Raw genomic sequence first — 16125 nt, forward strand, 5'->3', positions numbered from 1 at the left:
CATACTGCCGAAAAGCCGATCCGATAGCCATGCCGGGCGAACAGGCGCCCGGCGTGGATCGGGAGGCAGCAAGTGTTCGGTTCCGTACGACGTCTCGCCCTTGTCGCGGCCGCGCCGGCCGCACTGTTAGGGATAGCGACGACACCCACGTACGCCGAGTTCACGGCCCCGGCCGCCGTGGCAGCCAGAGGCGAAGCCGCTCTGACCACTTACCCGGTGCTCGGCGATGAGGTGTTCGCGCTGACCAACAGGGAGCGGGCCCGCAACGGCTGCCCCGCACTCGCCCAGGACGAGGAACTGACCGTCGCGGCCGTCCGGCAGAGCCACTACATGGCCGCCACCGGGGACTTCGGGCACTTCGGCTGGCGCGGCTCGACCTTCCGGAGCCGTTCCAAGGACGCCGGCTACCACGCCGTCGCGGGCGAGAACGTCGCACACGGCTTCTCCAGCACCACCGAGGTGATGGCGGCCTGGATGGCCAGCCCGCCGCACCGGGCCAACATCCTCAACTGCGGCGTCAAGGCGCTCGGCACGGGCGTGCAGCGCGCCGCGAACGGCACCTACTACTGGACGCAGGTCTTCGGCTGGCGCTAGATCTCGCAGTTCACCAGGACCGGTTCGGGGTGCAGGACGACGCCGAACCGGTCCCGTACGCCGTCGCGGATCTCCCGGGCCAGGTCCAGCAGGGCCGTCGTCGTGCCGCCGCCGCGGTGGGTGAGCGCGAGCGTGTGCTTCGAGGAGATCGCCACGCCGCCGGCGCCGGCATAGCCCTTGCCGAATCCCGCCCTCTCGATCAGCCAGGCGGCCGGGACCTTGACCGTGCCGTTCGGCGCCGGCCAGCTCGGCGGCTCACCCGCGTCGACGAGCCGGTCCTGCACCGCGGCCCACTCCTGCGCCGACAGCACCGGGTTGGTGAAGAAGGAGCCCACCGACCGGGTGTCCGGGTCCTCGGGGTCGAGCACCATGCCCTTGCTCGCGCGCAGCTTCAGCACCGCCTCGCGGACCCGCGCCGTGCCGACGCGGTCACCGACCTCGACGCCGAGGTGACGGGCCAGCTCGGCGTACCGGATCGGCGCCGACTCCGCGGCGACCTCGAGGCGGAAGTCGACCTCGAGCACGACCCAGCGGTCGCTGTGCTTGAAAATGCTCGACCGGTAGGCGAAACCGCATTCCGGCAGCGAGAGCGCCCGCACCTCGTCCGCGTGCCGGTCGTAGACGTGCACCGCCTCTATGGTGTGCGCGACCTCCCGGCCGTAGGCGCCCACGTTCTGGATCGGGGTCGCGCCGGCCGAGCCGGGGATGCCGGACAGCGCCTCGAGGCCCGAGAGGCCTCTCTCGATCGTGTCCGCGACGAACTCGTCCCACGGCTCCCCCGCGGCGACCCGCAGGAGCACCCCGCGCGAATCCCGGTCGACCACGCGCACCCCACGCGTACGCAGCAGCAGCACCGTTCCCGGGAATCCCCCGTCCCCGATCACGACGTTGCTTCCGCCGGCAAGGACGAGCACGGGTTGCCCCGAGGCGGCGGCGGCCCGTACGGTTGCCACCACTTCGTCCGTTTCGGACAGCACGGCCAGCGCGCCTGCCGGGCCGCCGAGGCGTAGCGTCGTGTACGCCCCCAGCGAACTGGCATGCGCTGCGGGTGCGGCGGTTGGGTGGTCAGCACTAACGTCAGGCACGACGTTCACCCTAGGCCGCGGACCCTCGGGTGGAATCCGGTGGTCCTCCTCGAGTGGGAGAAGGCTGATGAACAGGCTGCACGCGACGAAGGACTTCTGGCTCGCCGCCCTGCGCGCCGACGGGCCGGCGTTCCAGGACGCCGTCGCCGAGACGGGCCCCGAGGCCGCGGTGCCCCCGTGTCCGGGATGGACGGTTGCCGATCTCGTCGAGCACGTCACCGCCACCCTGCGCTGGGTGCGCGAGCTGGCACCGCGCGGCGTGATCGACCGGCCCGCGGATCCGGTGATCCCCGAGCCGCGCCCCGACTGGCCGGCGGCACTAGACCACCTGCGCCGGGAGATGACCGGCACGATCGAGACGCTCGACGCGCTCGACCCCGATCACCCGTCGTGGACCTGGCCCGCGCAGGCCCGCAAGGCGGGCTTCTGGCAACGCCGGATGGCGCACGAGATCTCGGTGCACCGCTGGGACGCCGAGGCCGCGGCCGGTCGCGCCACCCCGATCGAGACGAAGCTCGCCGCGGACGGCGTCAACGAGGTGCTCGACACCTGGCTGCCGGCCGGTCGCCGCAAGGGCCCCACCGACCTGTACGGCGTGGTGCACCTTATCGCCACCGATGCGAGCTACGAGTGGTTCGTCCGGTTGCGCGGGGCGGGCATCTCGCTGCTGGACACCGGGACGATCCTCGATTCGGACGACCACCACCCCCGCGCGGAGGCCTCCGGCACCGCGAGCGACGTGTTGCTGGCGCTTATGGGACGCATCGATACGGACAATCTCCTCGTGACCGGCGATCCGCGCCTGATCAGCCCGCTTCGGACCGGTTGAGGCGTCCCATAATCCGGACGGGGTTCCGCAACTTTCGGATGGCTCCCGAGAAGGCGAATGGCTCTACGCTGTACCGGTTAAGGGCGGTCGTTTTCCGGCCGCCCGCCACAGTCCCGCCGCTGATCAAGCCGGTCGGCGCGGCCCGGCTCGGCAGCGGCGGATCACGCAGGGAGCGGTGAAGGATGACGGCAACCGTCTCGGTGGAGTCGAGCGACGAACCACTGGCATCGGGGGCACGGTTCCCGGACGGCTTCATCTGGGGCGCCGCGACGGCGTCGTACCAGATCGAGGGCGCGGTCCGGGAGGACGGCCGGGGGCCGTCCATCTGGGACACGTTCAGCCGCACGCAGGGCCGGGTGTACGCCGGGCACACCGGCGACGTCGCGTGCGACCACTACCACCGCTACGTCGAGGACGTCGCGATGATGGCCGGTCTCGGACTGGCCTCGTACCGCTACTCGATCGCCTGGCCGCGCGTTCAGCCCGACGGCACCGGCCCGGTCAACACGCGCGGACTGGACTTCTACGACCGGCTGACGGACGAGCTGATCGGCAAGGGCATCGACCCGGTCGTCACGCTCTACCACTGGGACCTGCCCCAGAGCCTCGAGGACCGCGGCGGCTGGACGGCCCGCGAGACCGCCGAGGCCTTCGCCGAGTACGCGCAGATCGTGCACGCCCGCCTCGGCGACCGGGTACGCACCTGGACCACGCTGAACGAGCCGTGGTGCTCGGCGTACCTGGGCTACGGCAGCGGCCGTCACGCGCCGGGCGTCAGGAACCCGGCCTCGGTCTTCAAGGCCGTGCATCATCTGCTGCTCGGCCACGGCCTCGCCGCCCGGGCCCTGCGCTCGGCCGGGGCGCAGAGCGTCAGCATCACGCTGAACCCGGCCTCCGTGCTGCCGCTGGACCCGGAGAACTCCGCCGACGTCGAGGCCGCCCGCATCGTCGACGGCCTCAACAACCGGATCTTCCTGGACCCGCTGCTGCGCGGGCGGTACCCGGACGACATGCGCGAGCACATGGCCCGCTTCGTCGACCTGTCGTTCATCCAGGACGGCGACGAGGCGATCATCAACGCCCCCATCGACGTGCTGGGGGTCAACTTCTACACGCCGACGTACGTCTCGGCGAAGCCCGGCACGCCCGCCGCGCCGGACGCGCCGGGCACCGAGGGTGTCGCCTTCCGCGAGCCGGTCGGCCCGGTCACCGACATCGGCTGGCAGATCGAGCCGGCCGCGCTGACCCGGCTGCTGGACCGGATCCACCGGGACTATCCCGGTACGCCGATGATGATCACCGAGAACGGCGCCTCGTACTCCGACGGGCCGTCCGAGGACGGCGCGGTACACGACTCCGACCGCATCGAGTATCTGGACGGGCATCTACGCGCCTGCTTGGATGCCATTTCCCACGGCGTTGACCTTCGGGGATACTTCGCGTGGTCGTTGATGGACAATTTCGAATGGGCCGAGGGGTACGCCAAGCGGTTCGGCCTGGTGCACGTGGACTACACCACGCAGCAGCGGGTGCCGAAGGACAGCGCGCGGTGGTACCAGGAGGTGATCCGGCGTAACGGTCTCACCGACCGGGGCCGGATCGGGGAGTGAGCTGATGGTGACGCGGGAGCGACCGACTCTTGAGGCCGTGGCGAGGCGCGCCGGTGTCTCGAGGGCTACCGTCTCCCGCGTCGTCAACGGGTCGACCACGGTCGCCGTCGGGATCCGTGACGCGGTGAACCAGGCCGTCGAGGAGCTGGGCTACGTGCCCAACCAGGCCGCGCGCAGCCTGGTCACGCAGCGCACGGAGTCGATCGCGCTGATCCTGCCGGAGACGGCGAACCGGGTCTTCTCCGACGACCTGTTCTTCCCCGCGGTGATCCGCGGCGTGAGCATGGAGCTCGACGCGGCGGACAAGCAGTTGGTGCTGATGATGGCGGGCTCGGCGGCCAGCCACGACCGGGTCGAGCGCTACGCGATGGCGGGCCACGTCGACGGCGTCATGTTCGCCTCGATGCACGGCGCGGACCCGCTGCCCGGCGCGCTCGCCCGGCTCGGCATCCCGGTCGTCTGCAGCGGCCGTCCGATGACCCCGGCCGAGCTGCCGGTCCCGTACGTGGACGTGGACCACGTCGGCGGCGTCGGGAAGGCCGTCCGGCACCTGCTGGGCACCGGGCGGCGCAGGATCGCCACCATCGCCGGCCCGCAGGACATGATCGCCGGGATAGACCGGCTGACCGGATACCAGGACACCCTGCGCGAGGCGGGTCTGGCCGAGCACGTCGCCGTCGGCGACTTCACCCGCGAGTCCGGCCTCCGCGCGATGCGCCAGCTGCTCGCCGACGACCCGGCGCTGGACGCGGTCTTCGTGGCCTCCGACATGATGGCCCACGGCGCGCTGCAGGCGCTCAAGGACGCGGGCCGCCGGGTCCCGGAGGACGTCGCGGTGGTCGGCTTCGACGACTTCGAGATCAGCAGGCTCAGCGACCCTCCGCTGACCACGGTCCGGCAGCCGATAGTCGATATGGGCCGGACGATGGCACGGCAGATGCTCGGCCTGGTCAACGAAAGACCGTCGGAGCCGGACGCCGTCGTCCTCCCCACCGAGCTCGTGGTCCGCGCCTCGGCCTAGGGGTGTCTCGCGGATCAGATGGACGGCACCGTCGTGATCTCGGTGGGCAGGCCGAGGGACCGGCGGGCGAGCAGGGTGCCGCCCACCACCGCGGCCGGCATCACCAGCACGGCGCCCAGCGGGATCAGGAAGCAGGCGAAGACGGCGACCCCGAAGCCCAGTGCGAGCGGACGGTGGCCGCGCAGGGCGGCCCTGCGGTGCCGCAGGCGCTGACCGCGCCGCTGGAACGGCACGCCGGTCAGCTCGACGGCGAGCAGCCAGCCGCCGACCGCGCCGCCGATCACCGGTACCACCGTCTGGCCGATCACCGGGATGAAGCCGGCCAGGAACAGCGGGACGCCGAAGAGGATGGACAGCCCGATCAGGCGCAGCGAGTCCACCAGGCTGCGGGCCAGCGAGCGGCCCAGCGACACCTCGACCTCGTCCGGCACGCCGCCGAGGCGGGCCTCGACCAGGCCGGAGATCTTCTCGTAGAACGGGTCGCCGATCAGCAGCGTGACCGCGGTGAAGGTGAGCACGCCGAACAGGCCGCCGAACCCGATCAGGGCCACGCCGGCCAGCACCCGGATGAGGTCGCGGTAGAAGGTCGACCAGTCGTCGGCGAACCAGGTGACCGTCGCGGACAGGTCGCCGACGTACGCGATCAGGGCGGCCAGCGCGGCGGCGTACAGGATGCCGGCGATCACCGCCGGGACCAGGCCGAGGCCGAGGATCCTGGGGTTGCGCAGCACCAGGATCAGGCCGCGGCCGAGCAGGCCCGCGCCGCTGGCGAACTGGCGCACGGCGCCGCCGGTCGCCGCGACGCCCTGGCCGGCGACGGACCGCAGTTGATTCGAGTTACTCCCCACGGTCGGGGAGCTTAGGACCCCTGGGCCAGTTTCGCTGCACCGAGGTCCGAGGTCTCCGGATTAGCGCTCTCGCTCGGTTCCGTCGCGGACGGGCTCGGCGGACTGATCATGGTCGGCGTCGGCACCGGCGGCTGCAGCAGCGTGAAGGTCGGCGAGGCCGACCCGGAGACCACTGTGGACGGCGGAACGGCGCTCGGCACCACGATCGCGGCCTTGGCGGTGGGCGTCAGGGCCGACTCCACGGCGATGGGCCTGGTGGTGGGCGGCGACCAGTCGACGATCGACTCGGACCTCGGCGTCGTGGCCCGGGCGGGCGCGACTCCGATTCCGCCGGCTCCACCGGGCGCGCTCACCGCCGGCAACGTGGGTGCCGGCGTGCCGAGCGTCCAGCCGACGGTGACGGCGAACGGAAGGCCGAGGGTCACCAGGCCGAAAAAGATGGATTTGGGGGAAAACCGCACGTCATGAACACCGTTTCAGTGCCCGAAAAGTTACGGCCTGAACCGATCTACCCACTTGATCGGGTACGTCGCCTCGGGGTCAGGGCGCGTTCAGGAATGCGGAGATGCGCTCGCGCAGCTCCTTGCGCTTGGTCCAGAGCACTGCCGGCCGGTCGTAGACGTGCAGTTCGGCATCGGGCAGCAGCCCGGCGAGCCGCTCGGCGACGGGCGCGGGATGCACGTCGTCACCCACACACCCGATCACCAGCGCCCGACCCGGGAACGCCGCCAGCGCCGAGGTGTCCGGCACCGCCGGCGCCCGCCACAACGTGTCGAGCTCCGGTGCGAGTCCGTCGGTCAGCAGCTGCTCGACGCGCTGCCGCAGATAGCTCCACCCCGTAGGCGTGTTCCGCACCGACGGCGGCAGTTCGGGCTCGACGGCCTCCGCGACCAGCGCGGCCTCGCCCGACTCGACCGCGGCGAGCAGCCGGGTCAGTCGCGCCGCGGCCTGCGGCGGCCGTACGCCGTCCAGCGGCGCGGGCAGATAGAGCACGATCCGTTCGAATCGCCCCGGCGTGTCCGCGAGCAACCGGCACAGCGCGCCGGCGCCCATGCTGACACCGAGGGCCCGGGTGGCGCCGGACCGGTCGGCGACGGCCTGCAGGTCGTCGGCGAGATCGGCGAAGCTCCACGGGCCGGGCGGCGCGTCCGAGCGGCCGTGCCCGACAAAGTGGAAGAAGACCCGGCGGCCGGTGACTCCGCTGCCGAGCGGGCGGGTGCCGGAGATGTCGCCAGCCAGCCCGTGCGCGAAGACCGTGACCGGCTCACCGACGCCCGTGACGAGTTGCTCGAGGCGCACGCCGGGCCGAGCCTCGATCAGCTCGGTGGGCGGCGACGGCAGGGTCGGGCGGCCGCCCCGCGGGGCACTCGGGCCGGGGCCGGGATTCCGCGGGCCGCCGTCGGGAGGCGGCGGCCAGCGGAGACCCTTCACCAGAAGCCCTTGCCGTCCGAGAGGTCGCGCAGGCCGGGCCGGACGTCGAGCAGGTAGATCAGCGCGGCTGCCACACCGATGAGGCCGAACAGGCCGGTGGCTCCACCGCCGACGCCGAGCAGCGTCAGGATGATGCAGACGGCGAGAATGGCCAGCCAGGCACCCTTGGGCAGGGTGCCGATCGCCTGAAAACCATCGCCGCGCTGGGTCACGCAGTGGATGAGCGCGACAGCCTGCACGACCAACGACAGGATCAGGACGGCGAACGCGATGAGGTTCGCGACGTCGTCGTAGAAGATGGGTGTCGCGCTGTAGGCCATGACCGCCAGTCTATGCCGCGGGCCCCGGCTGACGCCGAGGCCCGCTGATCAAAGAGTCGCTGGTGGTTACTTACTTGGCGGCCGGGCGGGTCGCGCGCTTGCGCGGCTTCGGCGCGGACGCCTCGGCGGCGGCCTCGACGGCCTTCGGCTCCACGGTGGTCACCATGTCGGCGTTGACCGCGTCGGCGGCCTCGACGACGCCGGTGCCGACCACGCGCTCGCCGTGTGCGACAAGCGCGGTGTAGACGGCGACGGCACGCTCCTGCGCGGCGTGGGCGAACGCGACGGCGCTGGCGGTGGCGGTCTCGCGCAGCTTGTCGAAGTCGGTGCTGGTGGCCGTGGTCTTGAGCGAGGCGGCGGTGGTGTTCGCCGTGTCGTTCGCGGTCTTCAGCGAGGCGGCGGCGCGGTCACTGAGGTCGGTGATGACGGCCGGCAGCTTGCGGAGCTGCTGGTAGGCCAGGTCACCGGCGCCGGCGGCGGCGTAGAGGGGCGCGGGGATACGGGTCTTGGTCTGCTCGGTCATGTACTTACTTCTCCTCGGGCTGAGTGGTCCTGGGTGCGGGGGCTGCACCGTCCTCGGCGACAGCCACGTCGCGGATGACGGTGCTGAGCGCATCGTCCGCGTCGGGTGCCTCGGCGGGCTCGGCCGCCGTGGGCTCTGTCGCCGCCGGCGCCTGCCGTGCGGTCTCGTTTCGGAACGTCTCGTAGATCTGCGACAACGACTGCTTCTGGGCGATCGTCAGGTCGGGATCGACCGCGATCGCGGCCAGCACGCCCTGCTGGCCCTCCCCGTCGAGCAGGCCGGCACGCAGGTACATCGCGGGCGTCGACACCCGCAGCGCGCTGGCCAGTTGCTGCAGTACCTCGGCGCTGGGCTTGCGCAGGCCACGCTCGATCTGGCTGAGGTACGGGTTGCTCACGCCCGCCCGGTCGGCGAGCTGCCGAAGCGAGATCTTCGCGGTCTGCCGCAGGTCACGGATGAATCCGCCGATGTCCTGAGGCAGGTCCTTGGGTGTGGCCATGCATTCGAAGGTAGCCCGGGGTGCTAACTCTTGCAAGCAGAACGCTTGCAAGAGTTAGCGTGAAACGGGTCACCAGGCGGTGCGTACCTCGCCGATCCGCACGCCACCGCCGAGTACCGGCACCGTGGCCAGGTCGTCCAGCACCGGCGCCGCGACGCCGAGCCGGCGCAGCGCGGACATCAGGACCGGCATCCGGGCCCGCATGGCGCCGTCCTCGACCTTGAGGGCGACGGCGCCCACGTCCTCGATCGCCACCGCGACCACGCCCTCGGCCCCGCCCTTGGCCAGCAGGCCGGGCACGCCCCGCATCAGCCGGGTGTCGTCCTCGCCGGTGCCCGCAACCAGCTCCGGATCGGCGCGCATCGTGTCGGCGACCAGCCGCTCGAACGACCGCGGCGGCGCCTGGACCAGCCGCTGGAACCCGCGGGCCAGGGCGGTCAGCGAGAAGCCGAACACCGGCGCCCCGCAGCCGTCGATCCCGGTAGCGGCGATCGGCTCGCCCACCAGGTCGGTCACCGCGGCGGCGATCGCCACCTCGAGCGGGTGCTTCGGGTCCCGGTAGTCGTCCAGCGGCCACCCGTTCGCCACGCAGGTGGCCAGCATCCCGGCGTGCTTGCCGGAGCAGTTCATCAGGATCCGCTCGGGGCCGCGGCCGTCGCGCAGCACGATGTCCCGCTCGTTCTCGGAGAGCGGCAGCGACTCCGGGCAGCGCAGGGCGCTCTCGTCCAGCCCCACGGCGCTCAGTATCTCGCGGACCCGGGCGACGTGGAACGGCTCGCCGAAGTGACTGCCGCTGATCAGCGCGAGATCGGCCGGGTCGGCGGTACGCAGCCCGGCCCGCAGCATGCCCACCGTCTGCAGCGGCTTGTTGGAGGACCGGGGGAACATCGGGGCGGCGACCTCGCCGGCCGCGGCGACCACCTTGCCGGCCGCGTCGAGCACCACCACCGAGCCGTGGTGCACCGACTCGACGAAGCCCGAGCGCACCACCTCCGCCAGGATCATCGGGCCGGCACCCCGAGCAGCTCGCGGGCCTGCGTCGTGGTCAGCGGGGGGCGCTGGGCGAGCTGCGCGAAGCCGAACGCCCGGGCCACCAGCTGCATGTTCGACTCGACCGGCTGGCCCTTGCCGTACGTGATCGTGTCCTCCATGCCGACCCGCAGGTGCCCGCCCGCGGCCAGCGAGGCGAGCATGACCGGGATCGTGCTGCGCCCGATGCCGGTGGCCGAGAACGTGGTGCCGGCGGGCAGGTCGCGGATCGCCTGTTCGCACGCGACCAGGGCCGCGGCGGTTCCGGGCATGCCGCCGGGCACGCCCATCACCAGGTCGACGTGCACGTGGCCGCCGTACGGGAGTCCGTGCTTGGCGAGCAGGCGCTGCAGGGTGGTCAGCTGCCCGAGGTCGAAGATCTCGTACTCCGGCACGATGCCCCGCTCCTGCATCCGGGTGTGTAGGTCGACGATGAACTCCCAGCGGTTCATGAACACGCCGTCGCCGAAGTTGACCGTGCCCATCGTGCAGGACGCCATCTCCGGGCCGGCGTCGAGCACGGCCAGCCGGGCGGCCTCGGGGTCGGTCACGGCGCCGCCCGAGGAGAGCTGCACGATCAGGTCCGTCGCCTGCTTCAGCGCGGCCACCGTGGCGCGCAGCCGGCCCTGGTCGAGGCTCGGCTCGCCCGCATCGTCGCGGATGTGGACGTGCACGATCGAGGCGCCGAGCGCCTCGCACTCCTTGGCGGTCGCCACGAGCTCGTCGATCGTCACCGGCAGCGCGGGTACGGCTGCCTTGCTGCTCTCCGCGCCGGTGGGCGCGACTGTGATGAGTGTCCCGGTCATGTCCGCGATCCTGCCATGCGGGACGGACTTACGAGACGTCGATGGCGGCGGCCGACTCCCCGACCAGCAGTGACGCGTCGTCCGCGACGTTGCGTTTGAGCACTGCCAGGGCGATCATGCCCAGCTCGTGGTGGCGTACCGCGGTGCCGACGAAGCCGACGGCACGCCCGTCGAGCGTCACCGGGGTGCCCTGCGCCGGCGGCTGGTCGGTGGCGATCCCGTCGAGGTGCAGCAGCACCAGCCGCCGCGGCGGCCGGCCCAGGTGGTGCACCCGGGCGATCGTCTCCTGCCCCCGGTAGCAGCCCTTGTCCAGGTGAACGGCGGGCGCGGCGAAGCCGGCCTCGGCCGGAATGGTCCGGTGGTCGGTCTCCCAGCCCAGCCGCGGCACCCGGTTGGCGACCCGGACGGCCTCGTACGCCCACAGCCCGGACCTCGGCACGTCGGCCAGCCGCCCCAGCACCTCGTCGAGGGACGCCCGGGGCACCAGCAGGTCGACGCCGAGCGGCACCCGGCGGGCGAGCGCGCCGTCGCCGAAGGGCCGGACGTCGTAGCGGGCGGTCGGCTCGTCCGGTATCGAGCCGGCGGCGAACTTCGGACCCGGCACCTCGAAGATCCGCGGCTCGGCCAGGTCCACGCCGAGGTGTGTCCTGGCGGCGGCGGCCGCCTGCGGCCCGACCAGCGACAACACGGCCATCTCGCCGGTGGCGTCGCGCGGCTCGACCCGGGTGAAGAAGCGCATCATCTCGAGGTACTTCAGCAGGCCGGCACCCGCGCCGGGCTCGGTGTCCAGCCAGGCGGTCGTGCCGTCCTCGGCGACCAGGGCGTGCTGCTCGACGTGGCCGTGCGGGGACAGCACCAGGAACTCGGTGCCCTGCCCGGCGCGCAGGCCGCTCAGGTGCTGGGTGGTCAGGGTGTGCAGCCAGCTCGCGCGCTCGTCGCCCGGCACGGCGACCACGTCGCGGTTGGAGCGGTCGACCAGCCCGGCGGCGGTGTCGAGGACGCGCTGCTCGCGCATCGGGTCGCCGTAGTGCGCCGGCACGCCCGCGTCGGCGGAGGCGGGCTCGAGCTCCTCGATCAGTACCGTGCTCATGTCTGGGCCTCCCGGCAGTCGCCACACTCGCCGAAGAGCGAGACATGACCGACGTCGACCCGGAAGTCCCTGTCGCGCTGGAGCTGCTCGGTCACGGGCAGCATCACCGCCGGGTCGACCTCGTCGATCGAGCCGCAGTTGCGGCAGACGAGATGGACGTGTTGATCCTCGCCGGCGGGGTGGTAGGTCGGCGAGCCGTGCGAGAGGTGGGTGTGGCTGACGAGGCTCAGGTCCTCGAGTAGCTCGAGGGTGCGGTAGACGGTGGTGATGTTGACGCCGGCGGCACGCTCCCGCACGGTGTGGTGTATCTGCTCCGGGGTCGCGTGGCCCAGCTCGTGCACGGCCTCCAGGATCAGCTGGCGCTGCGGTGTGAGGCGCAGGCCGCGCTCACGGAGCATCTCGGCAAGCGATGTGGCGGACACGTACCGAGCATAGTTCGCGCGGTGGGACCCCGGACCCCGCCGGGCTCAACCGCCGACGCGCAGCAGCCTCGCGGACAGGTGCGGTTGCAGGGTGTGCCCCATCGCCGACATCTCGTGCGCGTAGAGCAGCGCCCCCTCGACGATGCCGAAGAGCCGGTGCCCGGCGGCCACCTCCTTGGCGGACGGCGTGCGGACGACCGCGTCCGTCGCCATCTCCAGGCGCGTCCCGCTCACCCGCCCGAGGTAGAGCTCCATCACCCCGGTCGGCGTCATCATCGTGGCTTCCATCTCGTCGCCGGGCCGGTCGTCGACAAGCACCGGGCGCCACCAGCCGACCTCGCGCCCGGCCATCCGCACCGGCTTGGAGTCCGCGTCGAGCAGCCAGGCCCGCGACTCGTACGCCAGGAACGGCCGGCCGTCGTGGCTGATCCGGACCTCCTGCGCGAAGTCGAAGTCCTCGACCTCGGGGAATCCGCCCTGGCCGCGGCCGCGCCATAGTCCGATGAACGGCAGCAGGCCGAGCAGCGCGGGGTGCAGGTCGGGACCCTGCCGCAGGTCGTGCGTGTCCTCGTACGGGTACGCGTCGACGGGCGGCGCGTTCATCCAGGGCGGTGGGCCCAGCGGGTTTTCCGTCTCACTGCTCACCAGCGTCCCCTTGCAATGCGCATCGCCAGATAGCCCAAACCGCCTGCCAGCCCGCCGAACCCGGCGACCAGCAGACTCACGAACCCGACCTCGGTAACCATGACCCCGCCATCCTATGCTGACCGGCATGGCCCGTTTGCTCGTCGTCAAGGCAACCGCCGGAGCGGACGCCCCGGAGCGTTGCTCGCAGGCGTTCACCGTGGCCTCCACCGCGGCCGCGTCCGGCGTGGACGTGTCCTTCTGGCTCACCGGCGAGTCGACGTGGTTCGCGCTGCCCGGCCGGGCGGCGCAGTTCGCCCTGCCGCACGCCGCCGCCCTGCCGGACCTGCTGGAGCTGCTGCTCACCTCGGGCCGGGTCACCGCCTGCACGCAGTGCGCCGCGCGCCGGGAGATCGGCCCGGACGACGTGCTGCCGGGCATCCGGATCGCGGGCGCCGCCGTCTTCGTCGAGGAGATCATGTCCGACGGCGCCCAGGCGCTCGTCTACTGAGCCGGCACTATCCGCCACCGCTGGTTCGAAACGTTCAGGTCCGCCCACTGGGTGACCGGCGCGCCGTCCGCGGTCGACCCGCCGGACACCTCGAGCAGCTTGCCGCTGTGCCGCGCGACGATCTCGAAGACGCCGGCCGAGACCCAGGACAGCCGCCACTGCTGGTTGGCCCCGCCGACGTAGTCCCACTGGGTCACCCGCGCGCCGTCCGCGGCGGAGGCGCCGCCGACGTCCACGCACTTGCCGGTGAGGTTGCTGACGATCCGGAAGTGGCCGGCGCCCGCGTCCTCGAACCGCCATACGTGGTCGGCGGTCCCGGTCGGCGGCCACTGGGTGAGCTGGGCGCCGTTGGCCGGTGACATGTCCTGGATGGCGAGCACCTTGTCGGTGTGTGTCACCTGCAGCTTGACGGTGCCGTCGGGGATCAGCCGCCAGTTGTGGTCGGCCGTGCCGTTGTCGGCGAACTGCACGACGTTCGCGGAGTCGGCCGTGGACATGCCGGCCACGGCGAGGACCTTGCCGGAGTTGAGGTTCCGGATCCGCAGGTAGCCGGTGCCGCTGTCGAGCAGCTGCCACAGATGGTCGGCGGTGCCGTTGTCGTCGAACTGGACGACCTGCGCGGAGTCCGCGGTGGACATCCGGTCGACGCCGAGCACCTTGCCGGAGTTCACGCAGCGGATCCGCACGTGGCCGTCGCCGTTGTCGACGAGCTGCCACAGGTGGTCGGCGGTGCCGTTGTCCGCGAACTGCACGACCCGGGCGCTGTTCGCCTGCGACATCTGGTCGACGCCGAGCACCTTGCCGCTGTGCTGGTTCTGGATCCGGAACGCCACCCCGGGCGGCACCCAGGGCCGGCCGGCGCCGATGGTGGGGAACGACGTGATCCGCAGCCGCGCCGCGCCCATCGGGATCAGCGTGACGGTCTCGACGGGCTCGGCCGACGGGGTCGGGCTGTCCTGCAACGGCGTGACGATCTGGTCGGAGTCGGCGGTCCAGGCCGGGATCCGGCGGGCCGGAGTGGTGATCCGGATCGGCGCGTTGGCGGGCGTGAACGGGTCGTTCGGGTTGCCCAGGCCGGTCGTCACCGCGAACGACGTCGCGCCGTCGAGGCCGTAGTTCCAGGCCGAGCCCGGCCGCACCTCGCTGGTCGGCCAGGCGTCCGTGCCGCCCTTGCGGGTCCAGTTCTCGGTGATCGCCAGCGAGAACGTCAGGGCGCCGAAGCCCACCGAGGCGGCGTTGTGGTTGCCCGTCCAGGTCTTCACCGACGCCCGCATGGGCAGGCGGAGGACGATCCGGTCGCCGTTCGCCCAGGTCCGGCTGATCTTCGAGTACGCCGGCCCGGGCGCGACGGCCGCGGCGGCGCCGTTGACGGTGACCGCGGGCGCCGAGCACCACCCCGGTATCCGCAGGTACAGCGGGAAGGCCAGGGCCTTCGGCGTGCTCACCGTGTACGTGATGGTGTCGGAGAACGGGTAGGACGTGTCGGCGACGATCGTGACAGCCGTACCGTCGGCAACCTTGGCGGTGACCCGGGACGGGCCGTGCAGGTTCGCGACCAGGCCGGCGTCCGGGGTGGCCGCCCACATCTCCTCGACGTAGTAGGGCCAGCCCATGCCGTAGTTGTGTGGGCAGCACCGGTAGTTGTCGATGCCGAGCATGTAGGCCTGCATCGGGAACCCGTTCTGGAACTGCGCCTGCCGGCCGGTGCGGTCCAGCTGCGCGATGCTGTTCGCGCTGGTGATGTAGTGGATGCCCTTGTGCCTCTGGTCCAGCGCGGCGGGCAGCGAGTTGAACGCCAGGTCCTCGGCGCGGTCGGCCCAGACGGGGTCGCCGGTGATCCGGCTCAGCATCTCGTGGCTGGCCATGAACTCGACGATGCCGCAGGTCTCGAAGCCCTGCCGCGGGTCGCCGAAGCCGGGCCGGGCGTTCTCGTCGCCGGCGAACCCGCCGCCGGGGAACTGCCCGTACGCGTTCATGATCGTGTTGTAGTCCTGGTAGCTGGCCTGCCGGTGCGCGGCGTCGCCGGAGAGCACGGAGTAGACGGCCGGCTCGCGGAAGCCCTGCGCGAGGTTGACGTTGTGCAGCGACGGCAGGTTGTTCAGGTAGTTCGCCGAGTTGGCGTGGATCTTGCGGGCCAGGTCGAGCAGGAACGCGTCGCCGGTGCGGTTGTAGGTCCAGAACACCACCTCGAGCGTGTCCGCCCAGCGGAAGCTGCACCAGCTCTGCGAGAAGACGCTGGTGGGGCGGCCGTTGACGTACTGGAAGAAGCGGGTCAGGAACGGCACGATGCGCGTGTCGCCGGTGAACTCCTGGTAGGTGCGGACGGCATGCAGCATCGGCATGTGCGGCCAGAAGTCCGGTCCGTTGTTCAGGCTGGTCCGTAGGCTCGTCGGCCCGAAGAAGCCGTCGGACGCCTGGGTCGCCAGCACGCCGTCGATCCAGCGCCGGGTCTCGTTGATGACCCGGGTGTCGCCCGTGACGTAGCCCAGGCTGCTGAAGCCCTTGAGCCAGTACGGGAGCTCCTCCCAGCCGCCGAGGTTCGGGTGGATCCAGCCGGTGTTGTCGTACTGCAGGAAGTGCGAGATCTCGGTCATCCGCCCGTTGATGCCGGCGAGCTGGTAGCCGAGCTGGGTGGCGAGCCAGCCTGCGGCCCTCGTCTGCCCGGGCGCGAGCCGGATGAAGGCGTCGGGTCGCAGCGGCGAACGGTTGACCACATGACCCGGCGCGGCGGCCTGCGCCACAGACCCGGTGATCAGTTCTGTGACCGCCGCGACGGCGGGGACGGCAACGGTTCCGGCCAGGAAGGTACGACGGTCCACAGCAGCCTCCGGGGGCGCGCCAGGGCGTGCGCTCATGGTGGATTATGTTCGAATCCTTGCGTTA

The 16125-nt window shown here is 71.7% G+C and carries 19 protein-coding genes; 6 read left to right on the forward strand and 13 right to left on the reverse strand.

Annotated features, from left to right (window positions below; all coding sequences use genetic code 11):
* Window positions 1-72 precede the first annotated feature (72 nt).
* The gene (locus AB0B58_RS09680) at window positions 73-594 is read left to right on the forward strand and encodes a CAP domain-containing protein (protein WP_360220370.1); all 522 of its coding nucleotides are present in this window, start codon (window positions 73-75) and stop codon (window positions 592-594) included.
* On the opposite strand, the gene AB0B58_RS09685 is transcribed toward AB0B58_RS09680, so the two are convergent.
* Window positions 591-1688, reverse strand: a complete 1098-nt coding sequence (locus tag AB0B58_RS09685; RefSeq protein ID WP_360220373.1) for a UDP-N-acetylmuramate dehydrogenase — start codon at window positions 1686-1688, stop codon at window positions 591-593. The two genes, AB0B58_RS09680 and AB0B58_RS09685, sit on opposite strands and share 4 nt — an antisense overlap.
* A gap of 58 nt (window positions 1689-1746) precedes the next feature.
* On the opposite strand from AB0B58_RS09685, the gene AB0B58_RS09690 reads away from it, so the two are divergent.
* The 3 genes from AB0B58_RS09690 (at window position 1747) to AB0B58_RS09700 (ending at window position 5139) form a co-directional block, all read left to right on the forward strand.
* A complete protein-coding gene (locus AB0B58_RS09690) occupies window positions 1747-2508 on the forward strand; it encodes a maleylpyruvate isomerase family mycothiol-dependent enzyme (protein ID WP_360220376.1) in 762 nt (253 codons plus the stop codon).
* Window positions 2509-2690: 182 nt separating this feature from the next.
* Window positions 2691-4118 (forward strand): GH1 family beta-glucosidase, encoded by a 1428-nt coding sequence (locus tag AB0B58_RS09695; protein ID WP_360220379.1) that lies wholly within the window; start codon window positions 2691-2693, stop codon window positions 4116-4118.
* A 4-nt stretch (window positions 4119-4122) separates the two neighbouring features.
* Window positions 4123-5139: a LacI family DNA-binding transcriptional regulator gene (locus AB0B58_RS09700; RefSeq protein WP_360220382.1), complete on the forward strand. Its 1017-nt coding sequence runs from the start codon at window positions 4123-4125 to the stop codon at window positions 5137-5139.
* Between the two features lie 14 nt (window positions 5140-5153).
* Here AB0B58_RS09700 and AB0B58_RS09705 read toward each other — a convergent pair whose 3' ends face one another.
* Window positions 5154-5987: an EI24 domain-containing protein gene (locus AB0B58_RS09705; protein WP_360220385.1), complete on the reverse strand. Its 834-nt coding sequence runs from the start codon at window positions 5985-5987 to the stop codon at window positions 5154-5156.
* 108 nt (window positions 5988-6095) lie between these two features.
* On the opposite strand from AB0B58_RS09705, the gene AB0B58_RS09710 reads away from it, so the two are divergent.
* Window positions 6096-6455, forward strand: a complete 360-nt coding sequence (locus tag AB0B58_RS09710; protein ID WP_360220388.1) for a hypothetical protein — start codon at window positions 6096-6098, stop codon at window positions 6453-6455.
* A 72-nt stretch (window positions 6456-6527) separates the two neighbouring features.
* On the opposite strand, the gene AB0B58_RS09715 is transcribed toward AB0B58_RS09710, so the two are convergent.
* The 10 genes from AB0B58_RS09715 to mtfM all read right to left on the reverse strand — a co-directional run bounded on the left by AB0B58_RS09715 (window position 6528) and on the right by mtfM (window position 12853).
* Complete coding sequence (locus AB0B58_RS09715) at window positions 6528-7418, reverse strand: alpha/beta hydrolase (protein WP_360220391.1); 891 nt, start codon at window positions 7416-7418, stop codon at window positions 6528-6530.
* Window positions 7415-7738 carry a DUF2516 family protein gene (locus AB0B58_RS09720; RefSeq protein ID WP_360220394.1) on the reverse strand — a complete coding sequence of 108 codons (324 nt, stop codon included), beginning with the start codon at window positions 7736-7738 and terminating at the stop codon, window positions 7415-7417. Before AB0B58_RS09720 ends, AB0B58_RS09715 begins: the two co-directional genes overlap by 4 nt.
* 70 nt (window positions 7739-7808) lie before the next feature.
* On the reverse strand, window positions 7809-8261 hold the full coding sequence (locus AB0B58_RS09725) for a hypothetical protein (protein ID WP_360220397.1): 453 nt from the start codon (window positions 8259-8261) through the stop codon (window positions 7809-7811).
* Between the two features lie 4 nt (window positions 8262-8265).
* Window positions 8266-8760, reverse strand: a complete 495-nt coding sequence (locus AB0B58_RS09730) for a helix-turn-helix transcriptional regulator (protein ID WP_360220400.1) — start codon at window positions 8758-8760, stop codon at window positions 8266-8268.
* Window positions 8761-8829: 69 nt separating this feature from the next.
* Window positions 8830-9765, reverse strand: coding sequence for an asparaginase (locus AB0B58_RS09735; protein ID WP_360220404.1), 936 nt, complete (start codon window positions 9763-9765; stop codon window positions 8830-8832).
* The gene (locus AB0B58_RS09740) at window positions 9762-10595 is read right to left on the reverse strand and encodes a 3-keto-5-aminohexanoate cleavage protein (protein ID WP_360220407.1); all 834 of its coding nucleotides are present in this window, start codon (window positions 10593-10595) and stop codon (window positions 9762-9764) included. Before AB0B58_RS09740 ends, AB0B58_RS09735 begins: the two co-directional genes overlap by 4 nt.
* A 28-nt stretch (window positions 10596-10623) precedes the next feature.
* Window positions 10624-11685, reverse strand: coding sequence for a folate-binding protein (locus AB0B58_RS09745; protein ID WP_360220410.1), 1062 nt, complete (start codon window positions 11683-11685; stop codon window positions 10624-10626).
* Window positions 11682-12083, reverse strand: a complete 402-nt coding sequence (locus AB0B58_RS09750) for a Fur family transcriptional regulator (protein WP_360220912.1) — start codon at window positions 12081-12083, stop codon at window positions 11682-11684. Before AB0B58_RS09750 ends, AB0B58_RS09745 begins: the two co-directional genes overlap by 4 nt.
* A 69-nt stretch (window positions 12084-12152) precedes the next feature.
* The gene (locus AB0B58_RS09755) at window positions 12153-12710 is read right to left on the reverse strand and encodes an FABP family protein (RefSeq protein WP_360220915.1); all 558 of its coding nucleotides are present in this window, start codon (window positions 12708-12710) and stop codon (window positions 12153-12155) included.
* 38 nt (window positions 12711-12748) lie between these two features.
* Window positions 12749-12853, reverse strand: coding sequence for a small membrane protein MtfM (mtfM, locus tag AB0B58_RS09760; protein WP_275410578.1), 105 nt, complete (start codon window positions 12851-12853; stop codon window positions 12749-12751).
* A gap of 14 nt (window positions 12854-12867) precedes the next feature.
* On the opposite strand from mtfM, the gene AB0B58_RS09765 reads away from it, so the two are divergent.
* Window positions 12868-13242 carry a DsrE family protein gene (locus AB0B58_RS09765; RefSeq protein ID WP_360220414.1) on the forward strand — a complete coding sequence of 125 codons (375 nt, stop codon included), beginning with the start codon at window positions 12868-12870 and terminating at the stop codon, window positions 13240-13242.
* On the opposite strand, the gene AB0B58_RS09770 is transcribed toward AB0B58_RS09765, so the two are convergent.
* Window positions 13236-16061: an RICIN domain-containing protein gene (locus AB0B58_RS09770; RefSeq protein WP_360220417.1), complete on the reverse strand. Its 2826-nt coding sequence runs from the start codon at window positions 16059-16061 to the stop codon at window positions 13236-13238. The two genes, AB0B58_RS09765 and AB0B58_RS09770, sit on opposite strands and share 7 nt — an antisense overlap.
* Window positions 16062-16125: the final 64 nt, after the last annotated feature.

The organism is Actinoplanes sp. NPDC049118 (genome assembly GCF_040648555.1).
Classification (GTDB): domain Bacteria; phylum Actinomycetota; class Actinomycetes; order Mycobacteriales; family Micromonosporaceae; genus Actinoplanes.

Bases quoted from the DNA above. Each gene is read 5' to 3' on its own strand.
- AB0B58_RS09690 (WP_360220376.1), top strand. From the start codon at position 1,747: ATGAACAGGCTGCACGCGACGAAGGACTTCTGGCTCGCCGCCCTGCGC.
- AB0B58_RS09695 (WP_360220379.1), top strand. From the start codon at position 2,691: ATGACGGCAACCGTCTCGGTGGAGTCGAGCGACGAACCACTGGCATCG.
- AB0B58_RS09700 (WP_360220382.1), top strand. From the start codon at position 4,123: ATGGTGACGCGGGAGCGACCGACTCTTGAGGCCGTGGCGAGGCGCGCC.
- AB0B58_RS09710 (WP_360220388.1), top strand. From the start codon at position 6,096: ATGGTCGGCGTCGGCACCGGCGGCTGCAGCAGCGTGAAGGTCGGCGAG.
- AB0B58_RS09720 (WP_360220394.1), bottom strand. From the start codon at position 7,738: ATGGCCTACAGCGCGACACCCATCTTCTACGACGACGTCGCGAACCTC.
- AB0B58_RS09725 (WP_360220397.1), bottom strand. From the start codon at position 8,261: ATGACCGAGCAGACCAAGACCCGTATCCCCGCGCCCCTCTACGCCGCC.
- AB0B58_RS09730 (WP_360220400.1), bottom strand. From the start codon at position 8,760: ATGGCCACACCCAAGGACCTGCCTCAGGACATCGGCGGATTCATCCGT.
- AB0B58_RS09735 (WP_360220404.1), bottom strand. From the start codon at position 9,765: ATGATCCTGGCGGAGGTGGTGCGCTCGGGCTTCGTCGAGTCGGTGCAC.
- AB0B58_RS09740 (WP_360220407.1), bottom strand. From the start codon at position 10,595: ATGACCGGGACACTCATCACAGTCGCGCCCACCGGCGCGGAGAGCAGC.
- AB0B58_RS09745 (WP_360220410.1), bottom strand. From the start codon at position 11,685: ATGAGCACGGTACTGATCGAGGAGCTCGAGCCCGCCTCCGCCGACGCG.
- AB0B58_RS09750 (WP_360220912.1), bottom strand. From the start codon at position 12,083: ATGCTCCGTGAGCGCGGCCTGCGCCTCACACCGCAGCGCCAGCTGATC.
- AB0B58_RS09755 (WP_360220915.1), bottom strand. From the start codon at position 12,710: ATGAACGCGCCGCCCGTCGACGCGTACCCGTACGAGGACACGCACGAC.
- mtfM (WP_275410578.1), bottom strand. From the start codon at position 12,853: ATGGTTACCGAGGTCGGGTTCGTGAGTCTGCTGGTCGCCGGGTTCGGC.
- AB0B58_RS09765 (WP_360220414.1), top strand. From the start codon at position 12,868: ATGCTGACCGGCATGGCCCGTTTGCTCGTCGTCAAGGCAACCGCCGGA.